The 23,940-nt window shown below is 59.6% G+C and carries 10 protein-coding genes and 4 pseudogenes; 2 read left to right on the forward strand and 12 right to left on the reverse strand.

What is annotated here, in order from left to right:
- Positions 1-330 precede the first annotated feature (330 nt).
- A pseudogene (locus JNB89_RS20335) lies at positions 331-1,311 on the forward strand (IS256 family transposase); the annotation flags it as partial.
- Between the two features lie 40 nt (positions 1,312-1,351).
- A pseudogene (locus JNB89_RS20340) lies at positions 1,352-2,025 on the forward strand (site-specific integrase); the annotation flags it as partial.
- Positions 2,026-2,221: 196 nt separating this feature from the next.
- Here JNB89_RS20340 and brxL read toward each other — a convergent pair.
- The 12 genes and pseudogenes from brxL to JNB89_RS20400 form a co-directional block, all read right to left on the reverse strand.
- On the reverse strand, positions 2,222-4,354 hold the full coding sequence (gene brxL, locus JNB89_RS20345) for a BREX system Lon protease-like protein BrxL (protein ID WP_220363408.1): 2,133 nt from the start codon (positions 4,352-4,354) through the stop codon (positions 2,222-2,224).
- A 3-nt stretch (positions 4,355-4,357) separates the two neighbouring features.
- The gene (locus tag JNB89_RS20350) at positions 4,358-6,880 is read right to left on the reverse strand and encodes a PglZ domain-containing protein (protein ID WP_220363409.1); all 2,523 of its coding nucleotides are present in this window, start codon (positions 6,878-6,880) and stop codon (positions 4,358-4,360) included.
- A gap of 17 nt (positions 6,881-6,897) precedes the next feature.
- Positions 6,898-10,905: a BREX-1 system adenine-specific DNA-methyltransferase PglX gene (gene pglX / locus JNB89_RS20355; RefSeq protein WP_220363410.1), complete on the reverse strand. Its 4,008-nt coding sequence runs from the start codon at positions 10,903-10,905 to the stop codon at positions 6,898-6,900.
- 4 nt (positions 10,906-10,909) lie between these two features.
- The gene (brxC, locus tag JNB89_RS20360; protein ID WP_220363411.1) at positions 10,910-14,557 is read right to left on the reverse strand and encodes a BREX system P-loop protein BrxC; all 3,648 of its coding nucleotides are present in this window, start codon (positions 14,555-14,557) and stop codon (positions 10,910-10,912) included.
- A gap of 18 nt (positions 14,558-14,575) precedes the next feature.
- Positions 14,576-15,148, reverse strand: coding sequence for a BREX protein BrxB domain-containing protein (locus tag JNB89_RS20365; protein ID WP_220363412.1), 573 nt, complete (start codon positions 15,146-15,148; stop codon positions 14,576-14,578).
- Positions 15,129-15,914 (reverse strand): BrxA family protein, encoded by a 786-nt coding sequence (locus JNB89_RS20370; RefSeq protein ID WP_220363413.1) that lies wholly within the window; start codon positions 15,912-15,914, stop codon positions 15,129-15,131. The genes JNB89_RS20365 and JNB89_RS20370 overlap by 20 nt, the downstream gene beginning before the upstream one ends.
- Positions 15,914-16,411, reverse strand: a complete 498-nt coding sequence (locus JNB89_RS20375) for a BrxE family protein (protein ID WP_220363414.1) — start codon at positions 16,409-16,411, stop codon at positions 15,914-15,916. Before JNB89_RS20375 ends, JNB89_RS20370 begins: the two co-directional genes overlap by 1 nt.
- 244 nt (positions 16,412-16,655) lie before the next feature.
- Complete coding sequence (locus JNB89_RS20380) at positions 16,656-16,961, reverse strand: helix-turn-helix domain-containing protein (RefSeq protein ID WP_220363415.1); 306 nt, start codon at positions 16,959-16,961, stop codon at positions 16,656-16,658.
- Between the two features lie 933 nt (positions 16,962-17,894).
- Positions 17,895-18,672, reverse strand: a pseudogene (istB, locus tag JNB89_RS20385) (IS21-like element helper ATPase IstB).
- Positions 18,662-20,189: pseudogene (gene istA / locus JNB89_RS20390) on the reverse strand (IS21 family transposase). The pseudogenes istB and istA overlap by 11 nt, the downstream one beginning before the upstream one ends.
- A gap of 207 nt (positions 20,190-20,396) precedes the next feature.
- Entirely contained in the window at positions 20,397-20,972 is a 576-nt protein-coding gene (locus tag JNB89_RS20395) for a hypothetical protein (RefSeq protein ID WP_220363416.1), read from the reverse strand.
- 665 nt (positions 20,973-21,637) lie between these two features.
- Positions 21,638-23,788 (reverse strand): GmrSD restriction endonuclease domain-containing protein, encoded by a 2,151-nt coding sequence (locus JNB89_RS20400; RefSeq protein WP_220363417.1) that lies wholly within the window; start codon positions 23,786-23,788, stop codon positions 21,638-21,640.
- Between the last annotated feature and the right edge of the window lie 152 nt (positions 23,789-23,940).

The raw sequence follows: 23,940 nt of genomic DNA on the forward strand, positions 1-23,940 counted from the left end.
TGCGGGTTCTGCGGCGCGTGGCGCGCGTGATGAGGTTGCGGGTGCGGCTACGCACGCGAGCGCACCTGCGGCCGTTCGGGTGTCGGGGATGAAGCGGTTAGCTGGGAAACTTGACCCACTGCCCGTCGCGGCTGCCGGCGTGGATGATGGGTGGGATAAGTTTTGATTTTTTTGCCGCGGTGAATGGGGCGCGGAGATTTTTTCAAAGAAAAACCCCGGCAGTGGTCAAGCTGCCGGGGATTTTTCGAAGCTGATGTGCTGCCTTTGGATCCGATTGGTGGAGACGAGGGGCCTGTCAGGAATTTTGTGTTTAAGGCATAACATGCTCCCGAGGTGCCGCGTGACCGCGACGGCAGCTTCGAACCGATCCTGATTCCCAAGCACGAACGGCGCTTCACGGGCTTCGACGACAAGATCGTCGCCATGTATGCCCGAGGCATGACCGTACGTGAGATCCAGGGCTTCCTGCTGGAACAGTACGGCACCGATGTCTCGCCCGACTTCATCAGCTCGGTCACCGACGAGGTCATGGCCGAAGTGACCGCATGGCAGGCCCGGCCGCTCGAGCCGATGTATCCGGTGGTGTTTTTCGACGCACTGCGGGTCAAGATTCGCGAAGACGCCGTCGTGCGCAACAAGGCGGTGTACCTGGCGCTGGGCGTGCTGCCCGACGGCACGCGCGAGATCCTGGGCCTGTGGATCGAGAATACCGAGGGGGCCAAATTCTGGATGAAGGTATTCAACGATCTGAAGACGCGCGGTGTTCACGACATCCTGATCGCCGTCACCGACGGTCTGAAGGGCATGCCCGAAGCCTTGGCGGCGGCGTTTCCGGCCACCACACTGCAAACCTGTATCGTCCATCTGATCCGCAACAGCCTCGATTACGCCAGTTGGAAAGACCGCCGGGGGTTGGCTGCCGCGATCAAACCGATCTATGCCGCGCCCAGCGCGGAAGCGGCCCAGGCCGAACTCGATGCGTTTGCTGATGGGCCGTGGGGCCAGAAATTCCCGACCGTCAGCAGCGCGTGGCGCAACGCCTGGGATCGCGTAATCCCGTTCTTTGCGTTTCCGCCGGGTGTGCGCAAGATCATCTACACGACGAACGCGATTGAAAATATCAACTCGCAGTTGCGCAAGATCATCAAGACCCGTGGTCACTTCCCGAGCGACGAGGCCGCCACCAAACTCATCTGGCTGGCCTTGCGCAACATCACCGCGAATTGGGGAAGTGCCGCGCACGACTGGAAGACGGCCATGAACCAGTTCGCTATCCTTTACGCAGATCGATTCGTTCGGCCCTCCGTGTAATTACTCAACCTGCCTTGAACACGGAAATCCTGACACCCCCCTGTCCAATCCAGTCGAGCTAATTCGGAAACCGCAGCCGAACAACGCGAGGACCGCCGCATTGCCCTCATCGAACCATCAGCAGAAGTTGCAGACGCAGATGATCCCGGGTCAGAGCGCGGTGCGCCGGACAGCGAGCTCGAGCGGGTTGTAACGGCCAGCAACTCTGCACTTCTGCCTCCCATCATCTGGCTGGCCGTCGAAACGGGCATGCGCCGGGGAGAGATCGTGTCGCTGCAATGGAAGCATGTTGATCTCAAACGCCGGGTCGCGCACTTGCCAGCCACGAAAAACGGAGCGGCACGCGACGTGCCATTATCCCCCCGAGCCATTGCGGTCCTTCAAGCTCTGCAAGGCAGTTGCGATGCAGCAGCAAAGCATGCCCCCAAAGTTGCCCCCATAAGTGATGGTGTAGGCGACGATAAGCGGAGAGTGTTCGAAATTCGCAGCGACGCCGTGACGAGAGCTTTCGAGCGTGCCGTAGCGCGTGCGCGTAAGAGCTACCTCGAAGAATGTCGGGAACTCAGCCGACGACCCGACGGGAAATTTCTTACAGACCTCCGCTTTCATGACCTCAGGCATGAAGCTACGTCTCGTCTGGCATCGATCTTTCCGCTGCACGAACTGACGAAGATTACCGGTCACAAAGATCCACGCATGTTGATGCGGTATTAGCACCCCCGCGCTGAAGATTTGGCGAAGAAGCTTCGATGAGACCGAAGTCCGCATATGGAACGCGTTGCTGGCATCGGCACACGGCGTCCCGGCGCGGCAGCGGCAGAAACGACGTCCAAAGTCTTGCGCATGGGGTCTTCGGTCATCAGTGTCTGCTGCCGATTGGGTGTCCTGCGTCATCAAGCATGGCGTCAATCTAGGCGGCAGGTGTCTTGAAGATGTCCACCTTGGTCTCCAAGCACCGCCGTAAGCTGATGTCATTGGCGCCCACGCCGAACCAGCTGTCGGGCTTCTGGAAGAAGTCTAGGCCGCGCCCAATCTTGATAGTCCAACCGTTGTCGATGCGGATCTCCCGGTCGTGCAGGTTCTCGTTCACCTTCACGTCCAGCGCCACGTCCAGTTCCAGCAAGCTTTGCTTGAGCTCGTCTAGGCGCGATGCCAGCTCCTGCACGTTGGTCGTATCGTCGTAGCTGGTGATCAGCAGGATGTTGCGGACGGAGGGGACCTTGATCACGGCTTCGCAGAAACGGACGAAGTTCTGCACCTGGTGCGTGGCGCGGATATACGGATCTTCGATGATTACCGACCGAGCGCCGCGCAGATACGCCAGCACGATGGACTCGTAGCTGTGGCCAGTGTCACCGTAGTGGATGGTGAAGTGCTGCTCGGTCGGCTCAGGCTCGCTTGACGTAACAATCGCCTGCGGAGTTGCAGAGGCCAGCGCGGTAGCTTCCGGCTCAACCACGGTAGCGACGGCCGATGGGGCCGCCGATGACGGCGCTGGCGCAGTTTGCTCCATCGGGACCAATGGAGGCACAGGCGTGCCGCCATGGATGCTGCGGCGGCTGGGCTCCAGCGTGGCCGTGGCGTTACGTGACTCGGGGCAGAACACCACAACCTCCCGTCCGGTGGCGCTGATGTACGACAGATTGATGCGCGCGTACTCGTCGTCCGTCTTGCGCTTGTTCATCTGCTCCTTCACGCGGCGCCGGCCTTCAACAGCGTAGGCCACGTATTCTTCGAACTCGGCGTCGGTCGGGCTGCCGTCGGGGTGCAGGATCTTCAGGAACGCACAGACGGTCTTCTTGATGCCCTTCTCGTCGCGCCCCTCCACCTCGCGACCCAGCTTAATGCGCTTGCTGACCTCTTCGTAGCGGTTGGTCTGCTTAAGTTGATGGTGGAAGGCTTCGGCCAAGTAGTCTGTGATGAAGCCGTAGCGGCTGGTCAAGAATTCGCTACTGTTCTTGGGCATCTCCCAGCCCGGCAGGTAACAGGCAAAGCGGTCCTGCACCGCCAGGTCGAATTCCTTGGGCAGCGGCTGGAACAGGTCGTACACCTCGGAGTGCACGATCTGGTCCACCGATAAGTCTAAGTTGCCCACGAAGGCCATGGACGCATCTGCGATCACTTCCACGCCGCGCGAGAAGCGCCCGTTGGCCATGAAGTCCTTCATGATCTGGATCGTGTCCGGGTCCTTCACCTTTAGGCCACCCACCTCGTCGAAGGCGACGGTGTCCCAGAACCCCACCAGGCCGATCTTGTGGCGCTGGCTGTTGTAGAACAAGACGGCCTTGGTGGCTTGGCCACCGCTGATCAGCGTGGAGTAAGGCGAGAACTCGCTAAAGAAGTACGACTTGCCCGTGCCGCGTGGACCCAACTCGATGAAGTTGTAGTTGGCCTCAATCAGCGGCGCCAGGCGAGCGATGTAGTGGAACTTGACCCGGGCTGACAACTTGCTGGGCTCCAGGCCTACCGAGCGCAGGATCACGTCCATCCACTCGTCGCGGGTGAAGCCGGCGCGGCCTTCGCAATAGCGACCAAAGTCAAAGCGACTGAGCTGGATAGGCCGCAGGTCTTCCACGTAGAAGGTGTACTTGTCGTCTTCCACCTCGTTGAAGGCCACGGTCACTTCCGCCCACAAGCCGCCTTGCAGCAGGCGGTCGTTGTCGCGATAGTACTTTTCGCTGATGGCCACGCGGCGCGAATCGAAATTCTCCAGCGCAGCCCAGTGCCGGCGGTCCTTCTCCACGTAGTTGACGTGCACCTTGTCGATGAACCGATGCCTGCCCTTGGTGGCCACGCGCGACTGGGCAGCGTTGGCGTCGTTGGGCCGTACGTAGTTCTCGTTCAACGTGTCCAGCACGGCTTCCATGCCGGCCTGGATCTCTGCCGGATCATCGCTGGCGCAGTAGCGGGCCAGCAAGAACTCCAGCACGAAGGTGGGCACGTTCGTGCCCTTCTTGATGCGGTGAAGCAGGTCCTTGCGCACCACCTTGCCGTCGAAGGCGGTGGCCAGCTTGCGGTCCAAGTCGTCTGGGCTGTATTCCATGGCTTACACCGTATAGTCGGTCGCCAGGTCGAGCTGGCTTAAGATCTCATTGGTCTTGGGGTCGAGCGCCTTCACCTTGAACTTGCCCTCGAATTCGAGCTGCATTCTCAAAGTCACTTGTACCTTCTCGCCCGCGTGCAGTGTGAGCGTACCGCTTGCCGCGTTGACGGCGCCACCTGCGCGCGCCTCACCCACCACATTGCCTTTGGCATCCTGTGCTTCCAGCAGGATCTCGACCGCGCTGTCGGCCGAGAACATGTCGGCGCCGTCCGCGGCCACGTCGATTACCGGCACGCGGGTCGTGACTTTTGTTGCGCCGTTCTTGTAGGCCAGCGAGACCACCGCACGGGTCAGCGCTGGCTGAGCCTGCACCTTCAGCTGCAGCGTCAACACCGGGACGACGGACTCCTGCAACGAGGCGCCGCCGTGGAAGTACTGCAGGCCCGCTCGGTAGGCGGCCAGCGTCAGTGGCCCGGCCACCTTGGCAAAGTCACCGCGCACGCCCAGCCGGTCAGCCGGCATCAGGTAGTGCGTGTTGCCCGCAACGCCATCGCCCAGCGCGCAACGATCGTGCTCGATCAGCCAACTGCCCTCGGGCTTGCCGCACACATCGCCCGCGCCGGCATGGGTGTTTATGAAGAAGCCGTGGTCGCTGGCGATCACCACATCTTGGAAGCCCGCCTCGGCGAGGCGGTGAATGGCCATGCGGATGCGGCGCAACGCGTTGGTGATTTCAGCGGGCGCGGTGTCGGGGTTGTTCTCGAAGTGGCTGTCGATTTCCACCGCGCGCAGCACCAGCAGGTCGGCATCTGCAGGCACCTCCAAACGGCCTCGCACATACTCCTCCAGGCGGCCCTCGGCGAAGCGCTGCCCGTAGCGCTTGCGCAGCAGGTCCATGCGCTGGGCCACGTTCGCCACCGGCTGATCGCCCAGCATGGGCGTCAGCCCGGCGGAGTCTCGGCGCAGGCTCAGCTGCTGGCCCGCACCCGGCAGCAAGGCCGCCATGCCCACCGGCGTGATGGTGGGCAGCGGCGCCAAGGCTGCTTGCAGTGCCACCACCCCGTCATCAGCCAGTTGCTGTTCCAGCGCCACGCCCAGCTCGTAGCGCAGTGCGTCGATCATCAGATAGGCCACTTTGTGGCCATGCTGTTGCAGCTTGAGCGCGACGAATCGGTCGAACACGTCGGCATTGGCCAGTTGGCCTACCAGTGGCCAGCCACCCGCCTGTAGATGGCGGGTGAAGGCCTGCTGAGTTTTCTCGGCCAAGCGGCCGTAGGCACGGCGCGCTTGCTGGCGCACCGGCTTCATCGCGTCTTGGATATCTTGCCATTCGAAGTCACCCAAGGCCTGCTCAAACTCGCGGTGCAGCCGATCTGCTTCGCGCAAGGAGCCGGTGTAGAACGCCAGCAAACGGGCCATGTCCTGATCGTGCTGGGGCAGCTGCTCTTCCAGCTCTTCACAACGAAGGCCCAGTTCTAGGGCAGCACGCAGCAGGTCCCACTTCAGGCGGCTCTCTCCACGCGCAGCCCACACCGAGCGACGCTGGTGGTCTAAGACGCTGCGCACTCCATCCACTTCATCCCGCAGCAAGGCCGCGATGCCACGCTCCAGCGCGCTCCGCTCCTCGAACGGGAAGGTCTCGCGTGGCCCCAAGTCTTGAATCGCGGCGCAGTGCTGGGCCAAGCCCAACTCCTGCTCCAGTTTCTGAGCACGGTCAATATAGACAGGTTGCGTCCGGTGGTCGTTGCGCAGGTCATCACACAGCGCAAAGATCACAGGCCGGCCGGCTTCGGGTGCCTTCGGCAAGTCGGCGAGACTGTGCGGCAACGGGCAAGGCAGGTCAAAGGCAAACTCGCTGAACAGCACGTAGCGCCACAGCTCTTCGGCGATGGACGACCAGGCCCGGCCCCGGGTCCGCAAAGTGAGGGTCAAGCTGCTCTTCAGCAGTTCACGCGCCTCGTTCACCCAAGTGTCGCTAGCCTTCAAGGCTTGTTCTTGCGCGGGGCTGGGCGCCATCAGCGCCAGCAAGATGTCGCGGCTGGACTCCGCCCCCAGCAGGGCACGCAAGGTGGGCCAACCTACCCCGCCGCCCAAGGCGTCGATCACCGCGAATGGCGGGTTCGGGTCGGCGTCGAACACCTTGCGCAGTTCCAGTATCTGGTCAGGCTTGGCGTTGAAGCACAGGCTCTCAAAGCGGTCGCCGTCACCATCGGGGAACACGCGGCCGCTGGCGGCGACGGCGCTGAACGGGTCCCTTTGCTTGGCCTCGTCGTCCACGGGGGCTGAGGCCGGCACATACACCAGCAATTGCTCGATCGCCCCTTGGCCTAGGTCCACCAAGGCTTGTGCGGCCTGCTCACGGCTGGTGATGCTGCTGGTGCCGGCATCCACCACGCGGCAATGCTCGCTTTCCATGCTGGTGCAGGTGCCGTGGTAGCGGCGTTCAGGGTCATAGACCACCAACACGCCCTTGTCGGCCATGCGGGGCGCCAGGATCTCCTGCTGGATGAAGGTTTCGATGCGCATCTTTCGTAGTCCCTGGGTCAGGTGTCGGCCTTCTTGCGGCCACGGGTCTTCTTGGGCGCCGCTTCCGGCTCGACGTACAACTCTTCCAGCCCGTGGGCGATGGCGAGGCTCTTGTCCGTCTTGCACTTCTCGCGCACGCGGTCAGGCCAATAGGCCATCGCGAGGTGCGCCCAGTCGTAGTCGCCCTTCTGCAGCTTGGCCCAAGTGTCTTTGAGCACCTTTTGCCACGGCTTGAAATGGAACAGCGGCCACAATGGTGCCGCGCTGATCTGCACGCCGTCGTCATGATTGGGCTTGTAGGTGGGCGCGAGCTTGAGCAGGGTGTCGCGCAGCTCGAACAACTCCAGCTCGAAGGTTTGCAAGGTCTCCAACTGCTTTTCGTCGTCACGCGTGCGGACAGAACCCTTGTTGCGCAGCGCCGCTACGTCCGCGCCGACCTGTTTGAGCTTGGGCTCAACGAAGTCGTTAATGGCAGTATAAAGCGTCTGGCTGGTGACTCTGGGGTAATAGAACCATAACGTGTAGGTGCCGGAAGTGGTGGACAATGGCCAGTAGATTGGTGCTTTTCGATTGCTCTTTGTGTATCGCTTGAGGTGGTCGGCAAAGAATCCGCTCGAACGACGGAAATAGTCGCGAAGGGATTTTGTACCTAACTGCGCAGATGAACCCTCTTCGATCGCATCAGCGCGATCCCTCCAAATCACACGAAGGGCATTTCTCACCTGCTCGACAATATCCCCAGGATGACCTTCGTCTTCGACGAGTACTCCCGACCACGGAATAACCAGCGGATAACCGACCGGTAGTTCATGTTCAAGCGCCGGCAGTCCTATTTCGTTTTGCAGCATTCCTGGTGGGCATACTGGTAACGGCGCAAACGGATCAGCTAACGGCTCCGGCTGACGCTCGCCCGTCGCAAAACGAATATCCCAACGCCCGAAAGCACAGCCCAACAAGTAAGAATTGTGTGCTTCTTCTGTGGCGTAAGCCGACGTATCCAGAACAAAATCAGAATCTTCGTCAGAGGATTCCCCTTCGTCATTCCCGATGACAGCTCCGTGCTGATGAACAATAGCTTCGATTAAATCGCGCTCGACGGCCCCAGCCTGCTTTGGCGTAAAGCCATAGGCATCCGCAACGAAGCGTTCACCTTTTTCACCGATGAGGCTATGTCGATCGAAAGCAAGTGCAGTGCCACTGCCTGAATAGTCACAAATCTTGGCGGGCAATACGAACTCGTGGAATGGTTCGAAGTTTTGATAGGCCTGACGTCGCTTTTCAACCTCACCGGTGATTAGATTCGTAAAATATTCTTTTGACTCATCGGTCAACGGCGGCCAAGGCAGCATCTTGACGTTCTCTACCAAGAAGTTAGGACGCTGCCAAAATTCCGCATAGAAACGCATGAATGCCGAGGCGAGGCGCGACGCGCACACTCCCAATGCCTCGGCTTCGCGTCCAGGGTCAGGGAATGCCATATAGCGGCTGACCGAAGGAATGCAATTGCTGGGAATAACGTAGGGGTAGAAACGGACTGCGCGGCGCGTCCAGCTGAAGCCGGGGCGATAATAGAATCCGATGTTCTGCGGACGCGAACGCAATTTCCCTTTACCGTCAGTAAAGTTGCGCAGCTCGAGGCCTCTATCATGCCAATTGATTTTCAGAGTAATTGGCGAATACCAAGGCTGCGAAGCACCGGCCTTTACATGAAATGCCCAGCGAGGAGTGCCTTCAGCACGCCTCCGAAAATATGCCTGCACGACCGGATCATCAAAGCTGCAAAACGCCTCTTCATTTGTAGGGTAGTAACAGAACTGGGTATCTTTCGGCGCAACCTCCCATACGGCGCGAACAAATCTCGGATCATCACCTGTAGCTAGCCCTTGACGCACGTTCCCAACGCTTGGCTCGAAGCGCTCTTCGGAGTCAAACTGCTTGATCGTCTCGGCATCCACCCAATACACAAAAGGGGAATCCGGCAACAGATCGAAGGTCTTTCTTTCCGCCTTAAATAATCTCGTGTCTGCGAGCCCTTTGCGATGATTTTCCACACATCCATTCAAGGCCAGATAGCGATCGTCGTCAGCGATTGCACGAATGACCTTTGTTGCTGGGAGCGCGGCGCCACGCTCCAGTACATACGCTGCAGCCTCGACCATGGCGTCATCCATTACGCCCTGTCCTAGATCGGCAATCACGTCGACACCAGAATGACCCAGTACAACTTTTTCGCGCCACTCGGTAAAACTCGTCAAGAAGAAGCAGGTTCGTGAGGTAATGGCCCCAAGTCGACCGCCGCGCCGAAGCAAACCCAATCCACGATCGACAAAAATGCCAAGGAGGTCGTTTCGCGAATCAGGGTAGTATTCAGTCAGATACTCTTTCGTACCCAGAGAAAGCGCGCCAAAGGGTGGGTTCATTACCACCACATCGAAAACCTCTCGGCACAAATCAATGAGACGCAACCCCTGTAGTGCATCCTGCGCAAACAGTCGCCCTTGGTAGGTGGATTTTGCTGCGCGGGCAAAATCCGTGAGTGCCTCATGTAGGCGTGCCTCGGCCTGTTGCCAGCTCTCTTGCTCCTGCTGCGCAAACAAGTCTGCACCGGTCCCTAGATAAACCTTGCGGATTAACTGCGGCAACTCCCTCTCGACCTGCTGCAGCACGCCGAGCTCTGGCAGGCCCCTGAGCAAATGCAGGGTCTTCTCGAACAGTTCGGCATCGCGCGGCTCAAGGTTTGCCGCGATCTGCTGGCGCAACTCCCACTCTGCCGGCGGCGCAATGGCTGCGACCACGTGGCCCCGCCCGATCTGTGGGCGGTCTTTAACTTTGACGCCCTCGTCGTGCCAAACGCGCTGCGCCCGCAGCCACAGCGCCAGCGAGGCAATTTGGGCAGCGCGCGGGTCGATGTCCACGCCGTAGATGTTGTGCTCGATCACCAGACGCGGCACGTCGCGCAGGTAGGCCTGCTGATCGGCATATGTCTTGCAGAGCGGCAGAAAGCCCGCTGCAGGCTCAGTGCTGGTGTCCAGACTACCCGAGCCGTGGATTTGCTCCCAATCCCAAGCCTCGCGGTAGATGGCTACGAACAGGTCGAAGGCATAGAGCCCGAAGTGCATCGAGCCGCAGGCCGGGTCGAGCAGCTTCAGGGTGCGCGGGTCGCGCAGGCGCAGCGCAGCAGGCGGCTGTTCGTCGGGCTTGACCAAGAGGTATTGGCAGCGTTCACGTAAGCTAGTCTGCCCGCCGGTCGCGTTGAACCACAGGCGGCCCAAGGTGTTGTCCACCAGAAACTCGACCACGTAGCGTGGGGTAAAGAACTGGTTGCGCACAGCCAGCTCTCGGCTGTTGCGCGGCGCCTGGCTGGCGTCGCGCATGGCCTTGCGTTCTTCCTTGCTGTTGAAGTACTGGTAGATCCAGCCGATCGTTTCGTCCTGCGGCCAGAGCGGCTGTATCTCGTGGTGGTTGAGTGCGGCCAGCACTTGGAGCAAGGCCGCTTCGCGTGGGAACAGGCGTCCCTGCGGCGCAAAGCGGTCAAACAGCGCGGGTAGCTCATGCGCAAACTCATCGAACAGGCTGAACAGAAAGGCCTGATAGGCCTCACCGGTTTCGCCCAGCGCGCTGCCAGCCACCACCTTGTACAGTTCAAAGGCCTTGGACTGCTGGCCCTGGCTGACTGCGGGCAGCAGCACGCCGCGAGCCTCCATAGTCAAGAGCGCGGCAAGGCGGTTCAATACTGTGAATGCTTGCTCGCGTACGATGCGGTCGATGAGGGGCACACGGTGATCAGCGCTGTCGGCCAACCCTTCAGAGGCCAGGTAGTGCGCCAAGGTTTGTCGCAGAAGGTCGGCCGCTTCGCGCTCGGCAGCGGAGAGGTGCGTCAGCCTCTCAAGCGGTGTCACCTCGCCGGTACTGGGGTCCAAGCCATAGGTCTGCTGAACCTGGATGCGGAACTCGTCGGTCAGCAGGCCGCGGCATTCGGTGACCAGCTTCTGCAGCCGGGCCCGGGTCTTGTCATCAAAGGCCATGGGATCAGTCTTCCAGCTTCAGGTCCAGTTCGAAGGCGTGGGCATAGCTCAGCTCAGCGCGCACACGCTGCAGCTCTTTGATCAGCGTATCCAGGTCGGCCAAGGTGGTGATGTGGCCACGGGCTTTGACCTTGCGCTGCACGGCAGGCTTGGGCTCATCTTTGCCCCCTGCACCGCCAGCCTTGATCTCGGTCTCGGCCTTCATGCGGGCTTGCACCCGCTCGCGGCCAAGCCGCTCTACGCGCGCTTTGGCGTCTTGCGCCTGGGTCTGGATGACGAAATCCTGGTTCACCAGGGTGCGCAGACCTTGGGCGTCTGGGCTGGCTTGCAGGGCCAGGCCGTCTAAGCTGGCCAGCAGCTCTTGCTGTTCTTGCTGGGTCAGCTCCACCCATTCGGGCACACGTTGCACATCGGCCGCCACCTGCTTCAGGCGCTCTGCCTGTGTGGCTTGCAGGGTCAAGGCCGAATCCCGCACACGCGCCCGCAGAGTCGTTAGGCTGCTGTTGAGATCAGCGGCGGCACGGTAGAAGTTTTCTAGGCCCAACTGGGCCTCCAGCTGGCTGAAGGGTTCAGCCAGGTCAGCCTTCAGCGCCGCGGGTTCACCGGTGTCGGGTAGGCCGTCCAGCAGGTTGCGCAGCGCGCGCAGGTCGCGAAGCGTGGTCTCAAGACCTTGCTCCAGCGATTGGCGCAGCTCGGCCGCCCACTTCAGGCTAGCATAGAGGGGCGACTCGGACTTGCCCAGGCGTTGGGGCGCGTCGGATGCATCCGTGAGCAGCACATCGGCGATCTCGCGGCCCAAGGTGTCCAGACGGTCTTCACCGGGCAGGCCCAAGCTCTTCAGCTTCTCAGCCAAAGGCGCATAGCGGTTCTGCAGACCGGGGAAGAGGCGCACGGTGGCTTTGCTGATGTCGTCTTCCAGTGGCACGACCAGCTCACCACTGAGCTCGGTGAGGCGGTCTGCGGCCAGCGCCAGCATCTCCATGGAAGGCTTGTCTTCGCGCAGTGACAGGCCCACGTTCTTGAAGCTGTTGTTGGTCTTCAGCGCATCCACGGCCTGCTGGCCGTTCACGGTGACCTCACGCCCGGCCACCTTCAGCTTTACCTCACCGGCCACCAGCAGCGCCGCGACCAGATAGCGTAGGGTGTCGGGTGACCAGCCGAAGGGGGCATCAGCGAATCGCTCGGACAGGCTCTTGCCATCGATCGGGCTGGTGCGCTCGATGGTGTCACGGATGCTGACCAGGGCCTTGTAATCCACCTTCACCGATGGTTTGCCGGCCTTCACCTGGACAAGGCTGAGCGGGTCGATCAGTGAGGTGATGGCGGCCAGATTGCCAGCGCGCAGAAAGCGTTCGGCCGTGTCAGTGGCCACGCGCACCGGGGCTTCTGCATAGCGCTCGAACACCTGCTCGGCTACACTGGCTAGGTGCTTGCGGGCGGCGTCCAAGAGCTCAGGCGCCAGCGATTCCACCGCAGAGACCTGGCCGCGGAAGATGTACGAGCCTTGAACCAGGCTGCGGCGAATCAAGCGCTGGAGTTCGCCCTCTAGACGGCCGGCACGGTCCAACTGGCCGTTGCAGTAATCCTTGATCTCTTGGTCTGGGTCGTTGCGGTGCTTGTTGGCGATCTCGCGGCAACGGAAAATGTCGGCCGTAAGTTCTTCGATCTCGGGCGTGGTGCGGCCGATCAGGTAGACTTGATACTTGCTGGAAGTTTGGCGCGATTCGTCTTGAAGCTGGGTGCGAGTGGCCTCGTACTCCTTTGGGTCACACATCTCCACCAACGTCTGGATGGTGTTGCGATCACCCGCAAGTGCTGTTGGCAGGCCGCCAGCACTCTGCGCCTTCAGGCCCGTTTGCACCGCCAGTGAGCCGTTAAGCTGCGTGCTGGGCAGCGGGGTATAGACCTCGGTAAGCGCAGCATTCGCTAAACGCTTGAGTTCCACGGCACGTAGAGGGATCTGGCTCCGCTCTTGCTCGACGCTGTTCAACTTCTCGCTGAAGAAGCGCAGCTGGCCGTCTTGCTCGCCGAAGGGTACAAAGCGGTCGGCAATCAGCTCCTCGATGGCGCGGTTCACGTCCTCGGCACGGCTGGCCAGGGAGACGCCGTCGTGCATCAGGCCGGCCACGTTCTGGCGCGTGACAGGCAGATTGCCGAGGATTTGCAGGATGGCCACGGTTTTGGCCACCTGGTGATGCAGCGGCGAGCTGGAAAAGCGGTTGCGGCAGACCTCTTGCACCGGCTTGTACAGGTTGGGGAAGGCGCGCTGGATGTCCTTCTCTAGTGCGTCGAACAGGGTGGCGGTGGTGGCCAGCCAGCCCACAGCATGGTCGGCCACGGCGGTGCGGCCACCGTCGCGCTCAATCAGGATGTCCTGAATCACCTTGATCGCCGAACGCAGGCCAATGCCGCCGGTGGAGCGTGCCAGCGCGCCCAGCAGATGCAGCAAGATGTCGAAGTGCGCAGGCAGGAAGGGGTACAAATCGACGAAGGTCTTGCGATCGAAATCGGCGCCAAAGGCGCGGGCGTCTTCCAGCTTGGTGTGGTGGCGCAAGGCTTGGCCGTGTTGGTCAAACAGCGCACCCAAGGCCTGCGCCCCCTCAGGAGACTTGCCCAGCAAGCGGGTGAAGCAGATCTCCTTGATGTCGTTTGCCTCCAGGTCGATCTGGATGGGGAAGCGGTCTTTCAGCTTGAACAGTTGGGGGGAGTTTAGAGCGGCACGGGGATCATCTTCGGTCAACGTTTGCTGCGCCGTACCGATGATCCACACCTTGCCGCCACCGAGAGCCTTGAGGTTCTTCGACAGGCCGTCGAGGTTGAGGATCAGGTTCTGGCGCGAGCCCACGTACTGGCCCACCTCGTCGATGATGAAGATGATGTAGTCCTTGCCCGAGGCTTCGCGGGCAATGGCCAGCATCTCCTTGACCCGATCGTTCTCGAACACCACCACATCGCTAGTTTCAGTGGTGAAGGAGCTTTCGGTCTTGAACAGCGTGGGGTAGAGCTGGTGCGCGATGGTGGGCACCAGGCTGTCCACTACCAGTTCGTCGTCGCGGTACTGTGACCATGGCTCACCGCCGGTGGCTTCCTCAAATAGCTTCAGGAACTCGTCGTAGCGGCTTTCGCGGCGCAGCTTGCGCTCCAACGCGGCCACCTTCAGGTTGCGCGAGTAGCCTGCCCACTGCAACACCTTGTAGAACAGTACCGTGGAGACTTCTTCCATCGTGGCGCCGGCCAGCTGTTCGCTCGCCAAGTCAAGCAGCAGCACGGCGGCCGGGAAGCGCTTGGCGACGGTGCTGAGCAGCTGGCGCGTGGCGGTTCGCTTCAGGCGGTCTTGCAGGTGCTGGCGGAACGGGACGCCGTCGATCTGGATATGGTCGTCAAACGCCAAGCCCAGATACTTGGTGAACGAGCTCTTGCCCGAGCCATAGAAGCCCGATACCCACACACCAACTTCGTTTTCACCGCCGGCATCCATGGCGGCCTGCATCTTAAGCAGCAGCTTGTTGAACTGCTCGTCAATGCTGTCGGTCACCACGTACTCGGACACCTCCTTCTTTAGGCGCTCTTCCTGCGAGACGCCATAGGCGATGACCTTTTCGATGCTGCGGTAGATGTCCCGGGACGGGTCAAACAGTTGCTTGATGTTCATGACTTGCTTCTCTCGGGGTCAGCCGCCAACGTGGACTGAACGGTAGTTGCCGTCCTCGGGGTAGAACCCGAGAAACTTCAGGCGCGTTTTGCCGGTGCGAACGCCGGGGTAGAGGAACACTGTGGGTACATGAAACTTGCCTTGCAGTTGGCCCTCGATGACGCCAATGCGCATGTAGGGATGCAAGGCTTCGAGGTCGGTCACTAGCAGGATGCTGCGGGGCTTGCCTTCCAGCTCCTCCAACTTGGCCTCCAGCCGCTTCTGTAGTGCACCTGTGGCGACCGCGTTGGCCAGCGACTTGTTGGTCTTGTCCCAAGCCTGCGGCGCCTTCTGATCGGCCACAACCCAGACCTTGCGCATGGGTGCTTGCGCCAGGATCTCGCCAACCTCCTTGGCGATGGAGAACTGGTGGACATCCCAGCCTTCGTTCGTCAACCTACTGGCCCAAGCCGCGTGCCGCCGCTTTACGTCAAGGATTTGCTCCGGGTGAAAGACCAGGTAGAAGATCGGCTCGAAGCTGGCATGACCGAACTCGCGGCCATGCTTTACGCGTTCAATCAGCTCGTTGAAATCATGATCGAGTGAGGACATCGATCAGCTCCCCTTTGGTTTTGTAGTTCCAGCCGATGTGCACCACGTCTCCGGCGGCTTGCAGGATCAGATAGCCCTGCAGCGAAAGCCGCTTGAGGACATCTCGCACATCGTTGGGTTGAAGGCCAAGCAGCTGCCAGTCTTCGTGTCCGACGATCTGGTTGTCGGCCAAGCCTTGGAACTTCAAATCATAAGCTAGGTAGGCGGCCACGCGGTCTTGAACCCGGAGTGCCTGTATCCGCCGCAACCCTCTGATGTTCTTAGACAGCAGCTCGTAGTCAGCGCAGCAGCTGAGCAGGTAGTTGCACATCCGGCGGATGGTGCTGTCAGACCAGGGCTTCTGGGTTCGGCCAGCGCGGATTCCACGGAGCACAAACTCTTTGGCGTCCTCTGAGGTTAGCCCATCACGGCCAGCGGCATACCGGGGCCAGTAGAGCTGGGTGACGAAGTCGCTCAGGACCAGATTGGCGCGTGCGGTATAGAGCAACAGCAACTGCAGAAGCTCGGCCCGGCAGACGTGCTCAGCAAGACGTTTCAACATCCATGCGGCGTCGGGCTCGCGAAGGTAGCGGGGTGCGAAACACTCGATCACCACGTTGCGAAGCCTGCGCGCCGTGACGCGCGGGAACAGCCCAGATTCAAGCGCACGAGCCAGGAGCCCCTGGGGCTCCATGCCTTGCTCATAGAGGGACAGAAGCAGCCGAGTCTCTTCAACGAGGCCCGCACCAGCTGCCAACTGACTTGTGTAGAAGGGTGGGCGAGCCACTATGCCTCCCGCACGAACGGGAAGGTCTTGATGCCCTTACGGAATCCATCGAGATACACACCTGCAATGGCTCCGAGCAGCGCCTCCGCATCATCGACGAATTCGCCCGCCATAACCTGCGCGCCTTCACTGGCGGCAACAGGAGCCGAGAGGACTTCAAGCCGGGCCAGTGCTGCGTCTGGCGCTGTCAGATGTTGGCGCAGTTGTTCAACGAACGTGATTTCGGCCAGCGCGGCCGCGACACCTTGCTCGAGAACCTCCGGAAGACGAAATAGGTGATGGGTTCGGCCGACGCCTATGGCTTCGTCATGCACTCGCGCTGCAGCCGTGGTGACCCCGTTGCATTGGGCTTGAAACGCGGTTCGGGCGAACACCGGTGCTAGGAACGCCGATGCGCGCGACCCGAAGAATTGGCTGGCAAACCAGGCGGCGTGCTGCTCGGCCAAGTAGCCCACGAGGACGCGGATCTCTGCCGCGGATTCGAAAACGTTGGTCATGCTCTATTAGTGTTCTTGACGGCATGCATGCCGTTGGCGATGCGCGACGCAGCGCGCATTGACTGCGCACCGTTCGCAAGCTCCAAGCAACTCAGGCGCGCCCTCCCCTCCCGCCGGGTACCTTTGTTTCAGGTCACTACACCTTTGGGGCGAGGCAATTCGCTGGGCCGTTGCATTAGGCAATTCGATGGTTCGACCGGTGCCCGAGGCCCAAGTGGGGCCGCCACCGTGGCCGGTGAAACGCTTACGCATTGGCTTTATCCGCTGCCGAAGGCAGAGAGGCCTGCGGCACTTCCTCGTCTGGCACGTAAACGGCTACATCGCTGACGCCGCACCCGAAGAAGCGACAAAGGGCGTCGATGTTGTTCAACGTTGCGTTGTAGCCCCGCAAATTGACCATCCTGTAGAGGGCGGTCCGATGGAGGCCCGTGGCCTCGGCCACCTCTTTTAGTTCGACGCGCTGCCCACGCTTGAATGTCGCTTCGGCCATCAATTCGGCTAGTCGCAGTCTGATCCCGGTATTCCAGTGAGTCTTTTGGCCTTTCTTCATTCTACCGAAAATGTTGCATATATGCGACATTTCGTGCCATTATTCAACCTTCGCACCGCGATTCTTGGCGGGCAAGTGAGCAGGGCGCACGCCGCGCACAACGCGCGCCAGGCGAAATATAGCGCCGCACTTCGTTCTGCTCCTGATTGCCAAGCTTAACGCTTCCGCTTGATTCATCGATTAGCGGACACGAAGATAGAAATCCACCTTCTTCCGAACCCCATTTGTCGCCTGTTCGCGAATCGACCGTTTATTGGACGCGGGCAGGCACCCAGCCCCCCCCCATTCTCATCGGTCGCGGTCTGACTACTGCCGCCACCTTTCGCGGCTAAGCGGTATCGCCGTCGGCTCCGCTCTGAATAAGAGAATGCGTGCGTGGCTAGGTCTGCAGCGCGGCTCTTCATAGAGCTGCTGGATGACCTTGGCCGGACTGCGCTTTCCGTATCTTTCAAGTTCCTCACCTGTTTCTCCAGTGCCTCGATCTTGGCAAGATACGGCCATAGTTCATCCATAATACGGTCCTCACGTTCCTTTAATTGCTTGACTAGGAACGCGTATTCCCGCTCGTACCGCTGTCTAGCGACCCGTGTATCGGACCATGCACGTTCAAGGGGCCCGCTTTCTCTTCTCAGCTTGCGCAACTCGCGTATAGCGGCCTTTAGATGTGCCTCGTCTGCCAATTCGGTGGCCAGTTCGGAATTCATCATGGGCCTTTTGCTCATGGCTCGATTGATTGGTGGACTCGTTCACGGCTCAAGAGCGTCTTCAATCCATCTTCAGCGCGCGCGAAAACGCCAACGGAAGTTTAGGTCAGGATACGTGACGTACGCACGGCGCGTTCTGCCGTCCATGAGGGGGAGATGTTGATTTGCACGGAATCCTGACCCACGATTTGCATTGAATTCTGACCCACCCGTTGGACCAGCTTTGGGGTTATTCGGTGGGTATCCTTGCTTTCTTTATCTCCTTTTTTGGTTGTGTTGTACTGTTTCTGAAACGATAGCTATCGTTGCCTGTTTCTACAATGTGGCAGTGGTGCGTAAGACGGTCGAGCAGCGCGGTCGTCATCTTGGCATCGGCAAACACGCTGGCCCATTCGGCGAAGCTCAGATTGGTCGTGATGATGACGCTGGTTCGCTCATAAAGCTTGCTAAGCAGATGGAACAGCAACGCACCGCCGGTCTGTGCTGAATGGCAGATAACCAAGTTCATCGAGCACTACGAGATCGGCGTACATGAGTCGTGTTGCAAGCTGCCCAGGCTTGCCGCCAAGCTTCTCCTGTTCGAGTGCGTTGACCAGTTCGATTGTGGAGAAGAAACGCACGCGGCGGCGATAATGTTCGAGCGCCTGCACACCGATCGCGGTTGCCAGATGAGTCTTTCCCGTACCGGGTCCGCCCACCAGAACGATGTTGTGCGCCGAGTCAATGAAGTCACACCGATACAGCTGCCGCACCAGCGCTTCATTGGCGTCGCTGCAACTGAAGTCGAACCCGCCGATGTCGCGATACACCGGGAAGCGCGCAGCCTTCATCTGGTACGCGAGTGAACGCACTTCGCGCTCTGCGATTTCCGCCTTGAGCAGCCCGGCGAGCACCAGTGCGGCCGACTTGTAGGCCGGCGAGTCTTGTGCCGCGAGCTCGCCTAACGCCTGTGCCATCCCGTGCAGCTTGAGTGACTTGAGCATCTGCATCATGGCGTCAGGCTGCATGGTTATCCTCCCGATCCCGCAGGCGGTCATAGCGGCCGACGTTGGCCTGCGGCTCCACTTTCAGTGCAAAGGCCTGCGGCGTCTCCAGCGGCGGCACAGGAGGGCTGTCGAGCAGCCGGCTCAGGATGTTCAGCACCGTCTGCTTGTTGGGTGCCCCGGCCTCGAACGCCAGTTCGACCGCTGCAAGTACCATCTGTTCGTCGTGCAGCACCACCAGCGCCAGAATCTCGACCATTTCCCGGTCACCATCCGGACGCTTCAGCAGCACACCTTGCAGCTTGCGGAAGCCATCCGGAAACTCAGCGAAGGGGGCGCCATTGCGAAGCGCTCCCGGTTTGCGCTGCAGGACTGCCAGGTAGTGACGCCAGTCGTAGATGGTCTCGCCGCGATCATGGCTGCGATTGATACGCCGGTCGTGCTCGGCGATCACCTGGCCCTCGGCGACGAACACGAGCTTTGCCGCGTAGACGCGCAGGCTGACAGGCCGGTTGGCGAACGACGCAGGCACGCTGTAGCGGTTGCGCTCGAAGCTCACCAGGCAGGTTGGTGAGACGGGTTTGACGTGTTCGACGAAACCATCGAACGGCTGGCCCACCGGCATCAGGTGCGGGCGCTCGGCCGACCACGCATCCCAGATCGTCATGTCCTGTTCCGGGTGCCGTGTCTGCTGCCACAGCAGCACGCACTGGTCGGCCAGCCAGTCGTTTAGCGCAGCGAGCGAACCGAACCCCGGCACCTTCTGCCAGAGGCGGTGGCGGCTGTCCTGGACGTTCTTCTCAATCTGCCCTTTCTCCCAGCCGGAGGCGACGTTGCAGAATTCGGCGTCGAACAGGTAGTGACTCACCATCGCACTAAACCGCGCGTTGACCTCACGCACCTTGCCAGGGCGCACCCTGTCGACGGCGGTCTTCATGTTGTCGTAGATGCCGCGGCGTGGAATGCCGCCCCAGGCGACGAACGCATGATGATGCGCGTCGAACAGCATCTCGTGAGTCTGCAGCAAATAGGCACGCAGGAAGAAGGCACGGCTGTGGCTGAGCTTGAGCTGTGCGACCTGCAGCTTGGTGCGCTCGCCGTTGATAACGGCCCAGTCCTCGCTCCAGTCAAACTGGAATGCCTCGCCGGCGGCAAATCGTAGCCGAACGAAGGTTCCGCGTCCCGTCGTCCTGGCCTGCTCGTGCTGTTCCTGTCGCCAGCGCCGGGCGAACGCCGCCACACGGTCATAGGAGCCCGTAAAGCCTAATGCGCACAGGTCCGCATGAATCTGTTTGAGAGTCCTGCGCTGCTTGCGCGGCCGGCTCGCCTCGGTCTTGAGCCAGCCTGCGAGCTTCGCCGCGAACCCGTCAAGCTTGCTGGGGCTTGTGGCGTTCGGGATAGGCCGGCAGGACCGTACCGGCCCGTATGTAGCGTCTGACCGTGTTTCTGGACACGCCCAGTCGCTTGGCAATCTCGCGTAACGAGACATGATCGCGAAAGTGCCAGCGTCGGATGATGCTCAATATAGCCACGTCGATCACTCCGTTCCCCTGCCCGTTGCCGAGCAGGTCAGTGTTCTACGTGGGTCAATATTCGATGCAAATTACCGCGCAGGGTGGGTCAGGATTCCGTGCAAATCAACAACCCCTGATAAGAGGGCGGGGCGAATGTTCTGAAATTCATCTTTCCGACATTCCCACCGATCTCAAGGTCAAGATCGAAAATCTAGACTCCGTCAAGCGGTGTGTTCATTTTTTGCTCGATGTCTCGACGATCAAGGGCCTGAGAATACCGGGATATTCTCCAATTTCTTGGGATCCGCCCGGAAGGACGAACCGATAAGCAATCGCCCTGCTCGTGTCCGGCATGCTGGCATCGGGCGACCCTCGCAACGTCTCAACAAGAAAAACAGAGCCACTGATAAATGAACCGAACCCCATCATCAGCAATATGTAGGTAACCCCGCGAACGTATATGCGATTTATGAATGGTTCGTGTGATTGCTCTATAGGTTTATGGTCGAGTGCGAATGCATGAATGTAGATCATTTGCCGCTCGTCCTCGGTTGCGCTAATTGGCCAGCGCCAGATCATGTTCAGGAAAGCGCAAATCAGCCCGGCAACATAAAAGCCGGTTACACGGCTTATTGTGCCGAATTCACCCGCTGGAATCACGTTTGCGGCAATTGCCGAAGCCGTTGCCGCCAAGCCAGCGCCATTGAGGATGACAACGTGCTTTATAACTTCGCGGCCCCATTCGATGGTCTCCCGGAACGATGCTTCCGCGCCAAGTCGAAGGGACCACATCCATTGTTCGCGTTGCACGTCGGGCTGTCAGACGCATAGATTTCGATTTCCTTGCTCACACAATCCCCTGTTCGCTGAGGCTTTCAATTGTGCCAGAACGCCCAAGTGAATATGCGGCATGCGATTTCGGCGGCGGCCAACCCCGCAACGAGTGGGACTGCGAGTGATCCGCGCTGCGTTGTCGACTGACCGAAAGTGGGCGATCACCGTGGCATCATGTCTCGCCCCGATGGGAAAAACGCCCCCGCCGCTCGTTGAGCGAGGTTTTCAGGGAGCCTCTTCCCTAACCGATGCTCACGAACGGCTTGTGGAGCGGTCTGAGCGGTCGATTTTTCGCGATCTTGACTCTCGGGAGAAGTCCTAGCAAACAGAATCGGCCGAACTCGGTCCGAGCATGGCCAATCGTGACGGGCCGGCGGTTGCAGTTAGATTGGTTACCGTTTCGCCACAGCCCCACGCTATAAAACAGTCAACGACACAATGTAAAACGCGGTTCTGAGTGCGGCGGAGCGGTAAAGCCAATTGCAACGGCGACGATCGAGACCCGAAGCAGTCGGTTGTGGCCGACGTGGAGCTGCCATTCGGGTTGTCGTCTCGCCTGACCAGTTGTCGACGCTCGGCCGTCGCCCGTGAGACGGCCGTGTGCGCACGCAGACCGGCCATACTCGGCCGTCGAACCGTAGCTAGGCGGAGGCCATCTCATCCTGTCTTTCGCCTGAGAGGAACAGCAGCTTTTCGCGATCCTCATCCCTGAGGGAGAACCCCCATCTTTTTTCCATGAACCTCAGCAGACATTCACCGCGCTTGCGGATTTGCTCCGGTCCCCAATCATCGTTCTCCGCCACTTTGATTTCCGAATGCGACCCATCGGAATAGCCGTTACGGATCTTGACGCCCGACGTGTCGTACTTTGGCTGCTTCTTGTCGTAGAACGCGTCGTTCTGAAGCGAAGCATTGATCGACATGGAAAGCAGAAGGAGATTCCCGAGCGATCCGGCATAGCGTGTCTTGTCCTTTTGAGAAAGGTCCACGAACGCAGCATTCCAGTCCGCCCCAGGAGTCTGTGGATAGATATGCTCGATCGAAATACGGTCGCTTCCTGACTTCAGTAAGTCCTCCCACTCCACCTTCTGTTGTCGGCTGCCGTGCCGAAGGTGTTGCTCGTATTCGTAAAGGAAGTACCTCAAACCCGACCAGCCATAATATCCCGTACCTGCATCGAATTTTTTGAAGAGGAGGCCGTGAAAGTAATCGATCCAGAGCTTGCCGTCCTCGTCGAAGGCATACGTCAGCAAGTCATCTAGGCGTTGCACGATTTCCGGAAGCGTCGTTTCGCGCCGATTCAGGTCTCGTGCGGCCTTATAGAATACACTGCTCCCATAGTTTGAGCGCGCAGAGCCGATCCGGAACGCGATAAAGATGAAGCGCTCGATTTTCTCGAAGATCCAGAGCCTGTGTGCTTCTTCTTCCACAGACTTCAGCACCACCATAACCAACGGACGGAAATACCCCATCCCGATTCGATTCAGGCGGTCAAGTGCGTTCCGCTCGGCGGCCGACATGTCGATCGCGAGATGCGGATAGAACGAGTTGAACCAATGTTGAGCAGACTGGCGGAGGCTACCGACGAAATCCCTGATGTGTTCGGGCGCAAGCTTGCTTCCATACGATGTAACTGGTTTCTCCAGAGTTTCGGTAATCGCGTCATCCGCGTCATCCATGTGGGTTTCTGAGCGCTGCTCCTCGACAGTTTCCAGTGTCACAGCTCTCTCGACCAAGTCGTGTACGTTCTGAGACGTGAAATGTTCGTCCAGCAGGAAGTGTGCGTAGTCGCGGCCGGTATCGCGTGAATACTTGAAGTAGCTGATCCAGTGGGCGCGAAGGAAGTCGTCGTCGTTCAGGGGACGGGTTTTGTTGCGACCGAGCTGGTAATACACTTCTTTCCATGCGTCGTTGATGTGATCGCGAAGGGCCTTTTTGCCTGCCGCATCAACCTGCTCGTCCTCGTACAAGGTCGTGAGATAAATGAGCCGGTTCTTCAACAGTTCGAGGTCGGAAAGCTTCTTTCCACGATTGTTCATCGTCTCGAAAGCCACGAATACATCAAACTCATCGCCGATCGAGTACTCGTTGACGAGGAGACGCTTGGTTAGTCTCTTGAACAGATCGGCCAGACCTGGGGAACCATTGATTTGATGGAATGCTGCAATCTGCTCGGAAAAGTATTTGATCGCGTTGTCGAGATTCAACGTATAGAACGTCTCTTGCAGTTGCTTCCCATCAGGTTCACCCAAAATTTGGAAGCGGAGGAATTCGTCACTGGGATTGTCCTCGGTGTAACCGAACAGATATGTCCGGAATCCACCCCTCGGGTTCGTTCGAAAAAGGTAGCGTTCCTCGACGTCTGAAAGTGTCATGCTATCGGTGACGTAGATTTCCTTCGGCAGCTTTTCCTTATGTTGAGGAAGCTTGTGGAAGAAATTCACGAAGGCCTGGATAAAGATCACGAAGGTCGTCAGGCGCTGCTGACCGTCAACGACGTGATAAAGGCAATACGAATGGTCGTCAACGAGCCAATACTCATTTGAATCCTCGCGGACCGACGAGCCGGTGACCTCAGTCAACGTCACGACACCCGTGTAGTGCGACCGGGTCGCATTGAGGTTGACCAAATCCTCCCAGAATGCCCTTAACTGCTCATGCTGCCAAGCATAGCCTCGTTGATAATCTGGGATTCGGAATATTTTCTGAGTGAACAGACGTTCCAGTGATATCGGTTTTTCCATTGTTCTGGCGTTGTTTGAGCGTTTCTGATTCGCAATCGCCAGGATCACGGGAGCGTGCTAGGCCGATTGGATAATACTGTGCGTCGATATGCTGCGAACCGACGGCGACTCTTTGATTTACGACCTCGCGGCGTAAAACTTGAAGCGCAACAACTGGCAACAGTTTCGAGCGACGTCTGAATGGCCGGTCAAAGCGCGCA

Source organism: Paraburkholderia phenoliruptrix (assembly GCF_019511605.1).
In the GTDB taxonomy this organism is placed as follows: domain Bacteria; phylum Pseudomonadota; class Gammaproteobacteria; order Burkholderiales; family Burkholderiaceae; genus Paraburkholderia; species Paraburkholderia phenoliruptrix_A.